At 63.8% G+C, this 7,839-nt stretch carries 7 protein-coding genes; 1 reads left to right on the top strand and 6 read right to left on the bottom strand.

Translation table 11 applies throughout. The features are described 5' to 3' along the window. The 6 genes from B8115_RS15885 to B8115_RS15860 all read right to left on the bottom strand — a co-directional run. The coding region (locus B8115_RS15885; RefSeq protein ID WP_010628815.1) for a cation diffusion facilitator family transporter at nt 1-966 on the bottom strand (966 nt) is incomplete at its 3' end. Then, a complete protein-coding gene (locus B8115_RS15880) occupies nt 963-2,153 on the bottom strand; it encodes a 1-acyl-sn-glycerol-3-phosphate acyltransferase (protein ID WP_010628814.1) in 1,191 nt (396 codons plus the stop codon). The genes B8115_RS15885 and B8115_RS15880, both read right to left, overlap by 4 nt. 26 nt (nt 2,154-2,179) lie before the next feature. Next, nucleotides 2,180-3,109, bottom strand: a complete 930-nt coding sequence (locus B8115_RS15875) for a recombination-associated protein RdgC (RefSeq protein ID WP_010628813.1) — start codon at nt 3,107-3,109, stop codon at nt 2,180-2,182. A gap of 108 nt (nt 3,110-3,217) precedes the next feature. Beyond that, complete coding sequence (locus B8115_RS15870) at nt 3,218-3,637, bottom strand: thioesterase family protein (protein WP_010628812.1); 420 nt, start codon at nt 3,635-3,637, stop codon at nt 3,218-3,220. A gap of 147 nt (nt 3,638-3,784) precedes the next feature. After that, nucleotides 3,785-4,336 (bottom strand): CBS domain-containing protein, encoded by a 552-nt coding sequence (locus B8115_RS15865; protein ID WP_010628811.1) that lies wholly within the window; start codon nt 4,334-4,336, stop codon nt 3,785-3,787. Nucleotides 4,337-4,426: 90 nt separating this feature from the next. Next, entirely contained in the window at nt 4,427-4,726 is a 300-nt protein-coding gene (locus B8115_RS15860; RefSeq protein ID WP_010628810.1) for a hypothetical protein, read from the bottom strand. A gap of 235 nt (nt 4,727-4,961) precedes the next feature. Here B8115_RS15860 and gyrA point away from each other — a divergent pair, with 235 nt between their 5' ends. Then, nucleotides 4,962-7,700 carry a DNA gyrase subunit A gene (gene gyrA, locus B8115_RS15855; protein WP_010628809.1) on the top strand — a complete coding sequence of 913 codons (2,739 nt, stop codon included), beginning with the start codon at nt 4,962-4,964 and terminating at the stop codon, nt 7,698-7,700. Nucleotides 7,701-7,839 lie beyond the last annotated feature (139 nt).

Below are 7,839 nucleotides of genomic sequence, written 5' to 3'. Positions count from 1 at the left end.
GAGCATGCCTTCCACGTCCTGACGCAGGGGCAGGCCGGGGCGCAGGCTGTGCTCGATCTGTTCGGAGTCGTCCTCTGGGTCGATGTGAAAGGTCACGTCGGCCAGGTCGGGGAAAGCACTGCGCAGTTGTCGGCTCACGGCGTTGCCGATCTCGTGGGCTTCGGAGACGGTCAGCCGTGGCGGCACCACGATGTGCAAGTCGAGCACGACCTGGCTGCCCAGTGAGCGTGTGCGCAGGTCGTGAACGCTTTCCACCCCCGGTATGGTTTCGGCGATGTCTTTCATCTTTTGCTGGTCGGCTTCGGGCAGGGCGGTGTCGATCAGCTCGCGGCTCGATTCCCACAGCAGCCGCCAACCCACCTGACCGACCATGATGCCCACCAGAATGGCCGCCACGGCATCGACCCAGCCGGCGCCGAACTGGGCCGCCACCAGGCCGATCAGCACCGCCACGGTGGAGAGCGCATCGGAGCGGGAGTGCCAGGCGTTGGCCTCGAGCAGGCGCGATTTCACCCGCTTCGCTACGCGCAGGGTGTAGCGGAAGATCCACTCCTTGGCTAGCAGGGCAACCACGGCCACGCCGATGGCCCACAATCCGGGTGCGGCAAAGGGTTCGCCGCCCAGCAGGCGCATAAGGCTGGCCCAGGCAATGCCGCCGGCCACGAAGATCAGCACGCTGCCGAGTGCCAGGGTGGCCAGCGTCTCGATGCGGCCATGGCCGTAGGGGTGGTCGCTGTCCGGCTCCTGGCGCCCGTAATGGGTCGCTGCCATCACGAAGCCGTCTGTTACCAGGTCGGAGAAGGAGTGAATGCCGTCGGCTATCAGGGCGGCGGAGCCCACCAGCAGGCCGGTAATCAGCTTGAGCAGGCCGACGGTAAGGTCCACCACGGCGCCGATCAGCGTGACCCGATGGGCCTCGCGGGTCTGGGCGCCGCGGTCGAGCGGCGGGTGAGGGTGCGCGCTCACGTCTCTCCCAGGTCGTGGCCGGCGAGCTGGGCTGCCTTGTTGCGCACCGGGTTGGCGTACTGGGCTAGCCACCAACTGCGCAGCTCGGACGGAACCTCGTTCAGGCGGGCTTGGAAGCGGGCCCGGTCCACGTCGCTGACCTCGCTCAGGTCCAGCAGCTCCGGCGCATCGCTCAGGGCTTCCAGCGCCAGGTAGTGGCTGGGGAAGAGGCGATAGCCGCCGATCACCTGACGGTCGATCTCGGCGGCCACGGCTTCGGGGGTGTCGAAGCCGGCGCCCAGCGGTTCGCCGAAGCGCAGCTCCACGCGCCCCTTGTGGCCGGTGATGCCGGCCACGATGGATTGGATATCCTCGAACTCGCTCTTTGCGTAGCTCCCCTGGCTATGTACGGCGTGCAGCTCGCGGGCCTTCTGCAAGTCGCAGGGGTCGTACTCGTAGCTGATCGAGACCGGCACCATGCGCAGTTCGGCAATGGCTTCGCCGATGGGGGCGTTGCGCTGCTCCATACGGTGCGCCATGGTCAGCATCTTGATGATCGCCGGGTCGGTACGGTCGATCCCGTCCTTGGCGCGCCCCTCGCGCTGGGCCATCCAGATCGAGTGGTTATCCTCGACGATGGAGTGACGAATGTAGCTCGAGAGGTTCTGGTAGGCCGCCAGCATGGCGCGCTTGCCGCGCAGTGCGCGTGGCACGATGAAGCTCTTGTTGAGCCGCATCAGATCGGTCACGTAGGGCTTCTTGAGCAGGTTGTCGCCGATGGCGATGCGCACGGTGTCGCGACCCGCCTGGTGCAGGGCGAAGTTGACGAAGGCCGGGTCCAGCGAGATATCGCGGTGGTTACCGATGAACAGATAGGCCGTGTCCGCGTTCAGGTTCTCCAGCCCCTCGACGCGAAAATCGTCGGTCGAGGTACGGATCATGCGGTTCATGTAATAGGCAACGCGCATCTGGAAATCGTGCACGCTGGCCACCCCGCGGGTTTCCCGACGGATGGCATAGGAGGCCAGGGCGCGGGCCAGCCACGGCAGCGTACGGCTCAAGCGCGGCAGCCGGTAGCGGGTCAGAGCATCGAGCAGCTCGCGGTTGCTGGCCAGATTCGCCAGTACCGCGGCCACTTCATCATCGCGATAGGGTCGGATATCCGCCCAAGGATCGGTGGGCGTTGCGCCAGTCGGATTCTCGGTCATCGGTTCTTCTTGGTTACCGGATTCGGTCATGCACTTGCCTGCGCAGCGCCATTGGCTTCGCCGCCGAGCCAGTCGATCAGGCGCTCTACCTCTTCGGCCAGGGCCTGTGTCATCAGCATGAAATCGGCTTCGAGGCGCACGATGGCATCGCCATCGTCCTCGGTTTCGCTGGCCTCGTCGATCAGTGCGTCACTGAACCGCAGGGATTTCAGCGTCAGATCGTCGTGCAGCACGTAAGCCAGGCGGCCTTCAACTTCGATGGCCAGGCGGCTGGCCTGCTTGCCCGTCGCCAGCAGCTGCTGGATTTCGTCGCTGTCGAGATCCACCTGGCGGGCGCGCAGCACACCGTCGTCGCCCTTGGCCTTGAGTTCCACCTGATCGCCCAACTGCAGCGCGGCGGGGCGTGAATTCTCGTCGGCAAGCCATTGGGTCATGGCGCGCATGGGCAGGGTTTGAGCGGAGAGCGGGGTCACCTTGAGGCTGCCCAAGGTTTCGCGCAGCAGGTCGAGCGCTTCTTCGGCACGTTTACGCGAGCTGGTGTTCACCGCAATCAGATCGCGACGGGTATCCCACCAAAGGTCGACTTTCTGGCTGCGTACGAAGGCGCGTGGCAGCAGCTCTTCGTAAACCTGCTCCTTGAGTTCCTGCTTCTCCTGACGGCGCAGCTTGCGCCCCTCGCGGGCCTCGATCTCGGCGCTGCGCTCTTCCACTTCCTCGCGCACCACGCCGGCAGGCAGCAGGCGCTCATGGCGCAGCATGGTCATCAGGCGCTGCCCCTGCAGTTCGTGCAACAGCGCGGTGCCGGCGCGCCCCGCGGGCGGGCACCATCCCACGCGCCTGGCTTCCTGGCTGCCGGGCGTACGTGCCGCCTGCTCGGCCAGGGCCTCTTCAAGGTTGGCGGCGGGGATCGTCGCCGCCCCGTGCAGGCGGTAAAGGTGCAAGTGCTTGAACCACATAGTGCGTTCCCTGAGCGTAAAGGACGCATATTATGGCGAAGGGGCAGGCAGGGTTCCAGTGGCCTTGTGATCTATGATTCGCTCGAACGCTCGTTAGATATTCAGGCTTCACTCCAGGACGAGGGCAGACAATTCGTCTCGCAGCGGTCCTTCGATGAGCAAAGGCTGGTTGGCTTGCATATCGAGCAGGACGAAGGTGATGGTGGCCCGGCTGACCAGGGTATCGTCGCTGCTGCGATGGATTTCCTGGGTCATCTTCCCACTGCGGTTGCCGATGGCGGAAAGCCGGCTGTGTACCTCAAGGTCGTCACCCGCAACGGCCGCGGCACAGTAATCGATATTGATATTGACGGCTACGAGCCCGATGCCGGCTCGCTGAAACGAGGTGCTGAGTTCAGGGTGTTCGTCGAAGTAGGCCCAGCGTCCCTCTTCGAGAAACTCCAGGTAACGGGTGTTGTTGACGTGGCCATAACCATCGAGGTGGTAGCCGCGTACACGCAGTGAAATGCGGGAGATGCGGGGATCCATCCGGTGCTCCTTCTCGCAGTAATAAGGGGGCAGCTCAAACAATGAACGCTTTGGATTCTAGTCACCCTCATCAGTATCAAGCAAACGATTGTTTTATTTTTGCGAGAAGGGAAAGGGGCGGCCATGGCCGCCCCCGCCTTGCGTGGTTCAGGCCTTGAGGACCTCAATGATGGAGGCCTTTGGCTTGACCGAGAGCCGGCGATGCAACCGTTCGGAGAGTTCACTCACCGAGAACAACCCGCGGATATGGTGCTCGGCATCTCTGACCAGACAGTAGGGCTCGCCGGCCTCGCGCAGTGTGGCCACCAGGTCGGTGACAGTGGCGCTGGCAACGGCCTCGTAATCCACGACGGGCATGGCGGCCCGGGGCTGCATCAGATCGCCGGCGGTCAGGCTGCTGCGGTCGATGCCGAGACGGTGCAAGGCCACCAGGATGCTCTGCTCCGAGAGTCGCTCGAGGGTCAGCATGCCGACCAGTTCACGCTGGCGATCGATGACCAGCTTGCCGCTCACGCCTTCCGCCTTCATCTGCCTGGCCACCTCGAGCGCCGGGGCCGAGACACTGACGGCGTGTGGCCAATGCTGGCGAAAATCGGTCATCAGGCTCAGGGCCGGGGAGTGCTCGTCGATATCGGAGAAGGCTTGAGGAGTGACCAGGTGGTCGGCGGTGTCGAGTCGGGAGAGAGGGAGTGTTTTCATCGTGCAAAACCTCTGAAAGCGCTGACATCCAATGGATGCGAAACGATCGAATATGAAGGCCCGAGACGAGCCAGGTTTCCAGTCGAGCGATCAGAGGCAGTGCGGTGGGGCGCGGGCAGGCGGCAGTGCGAGCTGCTGACAGGCGAACGCGGAGATGCCTAGCGCAACGCCGGGGTGGGTGAGGAGTCGAGTGCCGAGGGTGGCAAGCGACTCGAGTCCGGTGTCGTCGGTGTCCGCATCGAATGACGACAGTCCGAGGGAAACGTCGTGATGCGCGAGCCCTGCCAGTGACTTGGCAGGACCTTCAAAGCCATTCTCGACCGCCTGTGAGGCCAGGTTCGGCAGCCCTACGATCAGGGCGGTGAGAGCGATCAACAGAAGTCTTTGCATTGGGCCTCTATCTATAAGGGGGCCTTGACCCACACAAGCTAGCCCAAGAGAGTCGGGATGGCTACCGTCGCGAATAAGGAATGAGCGATGCGGGATTGGCGCAGGGCGTTACGCAAGCTGCCTTTGTGCCGTGTGGAGTGGTATGATGGCAGGCTGTAATGGCGCGCCATGCCTCGGCCACGGCTTGGCTAGAAGAGCGCACCAAACCGTTGTAGCGCAAAGGATTCGACGACCCATGGGTGACATCGCCAGAGAGATTCTGCCAGTCAACATCGAGGACGAACTGAAGCAGTCGTACCTCGACTACGCGATGAGCGTAATCATCGGCCGCGCGCTACCGGACGTGCGCGATGGCCTCAAGCCGGTGCACAGGCGCGTACTGTTCGCCATGCACGAGCTTGGCAACGACTGGAACAAAGCCTACAAGAAATCGGCCCGTGTGGTGGGCGATGTCATCGGTAAATACCACCCCCACGGTGACAGCGCAGTCTACGACACCATCGTGCGTATGGCGCAGGACTTCTCCATGCGCCACGTGCTGGTCGACGGCCAGGGCAACTTCGGCTCCATCGACGGCGACAGCGCCGCTGCCATGCGTTACACCGAGGTGCGCATGGCCAAGCTGGCTCACGAGCTGCTGGCCGATCTCGACAAGGACACCGTCGACTGGGTCGACAACTACGACGGCACCGAGCGTATTCCCGAGGTGCTGCCGACCAAGGTTCCCAACCTGCTGATCAACGGCTCCTCGGGCATCGCCGTGGGTATGGCCACCAACATCCCGCCCCACAACATGGGCGAGGTGATCGACGGCTGTCTGGCGCTGATCGACGACTACACCCTCACCGTCGACGACCTGATGGAGTACATCTCCGGCCCCGATTTCCCCACTGCGGGCATCATCAACGGCCGTGCCGGCATCCTCGAGGCCTACCGCACCGGCCGCGGGCGCATCTATGTGCGTGCTCGCCACACCATCGAATACCACGAGAAGAGCGGCCGCGATCACATCATCGTCACCGAGCTGCCGTACCAGGTGAACAAGGCGCGGCTGATCGAGAAGATCGCCGAGCTGGTCAAGGACAAGAAGATCGAAGGCATCGCCGAACTGCGCGACGAGTCCGACAAGGACGGCCTGCGCGTGGTGATCGAGGTGAAGCGCGGCGAGTCCGGCGAGGTGGTGGTCAACAACCTGTTCGCCCAGACCCAGCTGCAGAACGTCTTCGGCATCAACATGGTCGCCATCGAGGATGGACAGCCGAAGATCCTCAACCTCAAGGAAATCCTCGAGGCCTTTATTCGCCACCGCCGTGAGGTCGTCACCCGGCGCACCCTGTACGAATTGAAGAAAGCCCGCGAGCGCGGCCACATCCTCGAAGGTCTGGCCGTTGCCATCTCCAACATCGACGAGGTGATCGAGCTGATCAAGGCCTCGCCGAGCGCCGCCGAGGCCAAGGAGAAGCTGCTCGACAAGGTGTGGCCGCCGGGTCAGGTCACCGCCATGCTGGAGCGTGCCGGTGCTACCTCGTGCAAGCCGGAAGAGCTGGAAGAGGGCTTCGGCCTCAACACTACCGGCACCGAGTACCGTCTCTCGCCGGCCCAGGCCCAGGCCATCCTCGAGCTGCGCCTGCACCGCCTGACCGGCCTCGAGACCGAGAAGCTGCTCGACGAATACCTGGGCATTCTGGAGAAGATCGCCGAGCTGATGGCCATTCTCGCCTCCAGCGAGCGGCTGCTCGAGGTGATTCGCGAAGAACTCATGGCCGTGCGCGATCAGTTCGCCGACCCGCGCCGCACCGAGATCCAGGCCAGCCACCTCGACCTCTCCATCGAGGATCTGATTGCCGAGGAGGACATGGTGGTCACGGTCTCGCGTACCGGCTACGCCAAGACCCAGCCGCTCTCCGACTACCAGGCCCAGCGTCGCGGCGGTCGCGGCAAGTCGGCCACCGCCATGAAGGACGAGGACGTCATCGAGCATCTGCTGGTGGCCTCCACCCACGACACCGTGCTGCTGTTCTCCAACAAGGGCAAGGTGTACTGGCTCAAGGTCTACGAGATGCCCGCCGCCAGCCGTGGTTCCCGCGGCAAGCCGCTGGTCAACCTGCTGCCGCTGGACGAAGGCGAGGCGATCAACGCCATCCTGCCGGTGAAGGACTACAGCCCCGACTGCTACATCTTCTTCGCCACCGCCAAGGGCACGGTCAAGCGCACCAGCCTCGACCAGTTCTCGCGTCCGCGTAGCGTCGGCCTGATCGCCATCGACATCGAAGAGGGCGACCGCCTGGTGGGTGCCGCTATCACGTCGGGTAACGACCATGTGATGATGCTGTCGTCCAACGGCAAGGCGATTCGCTTCGAAGAGAGCAACGTGCGCGCCATGGGCCGTACCGCTCGCGGCGTACGCGGCATGAAGCTGCTGGGCGACGCCGAGGTGATCAGCCTGATCATTCCCAAGAGCCAGCAGATCGACGCCGATGCCGACAGCGAGGTGGAAGGTGAAGAGGGCGCGCCGCTGGAAAACGGCAACGGCGGCCAGATCTACATCCTCACCGCCTCCGAGAACGGTTACGGTAAGCGGACCCGGCTCGAGGAGTTCCCGCTGCGCGGTCGTGGCGGCCAGGGCGTCATCGCCATGCAGACCAGCGAGCGCAACGGTTCTCTGGTTGCCGCCATGCAGGTCTACTCCGCCGACGAGATGATGCTGATCACCGACCGGGGCACGCTGGTGCGTACCCGCGTCGACGAGGTCTCGATCACCTCGCGCAACACTCAGGGCGTGATGCTGATCCGCCTGGGCAATGACGAGAAGCTGGTCAAGACCGTGCGTATCGACGAGCCTGAAAATGAGGTGGAGGGCGAGCCCGAGGATGGCGCTGAGGGTGAAGCTGAGAACGCGCCGAACGCCGAGCTGCAGAGTGGGCCGGATGCGGACGAGAGCGGCGGCGTAGAAGAGAGCCAGAACGACGAATAAGGCTTGCCACCAAGCCGAGCGATGAGCGCCGGGGAGAAGTCGGAGCGAGGGTTTTTTGCCATGGGTGAGGCGGAATTAGAAGAACATGTTCTTCCCGCCGAACGGGTTGGCCACGGATGGCCAACCCAGGCCCTGCAAG

It is taken from the genome of Halomonas sp. KM-1, assembly GCF_000246875.1.
Lineage (GTDB): Bacteria > Pseudomonadota > Gammaproteobacteria > Pseudomonadales > Halomonadaceae > Halomonas > Halomonas aerodenitrificans.
Note: the sequence above shows the minus strand (reverse complement) of the source record. Positions and strands in the feature narration are given on the sequence as shown.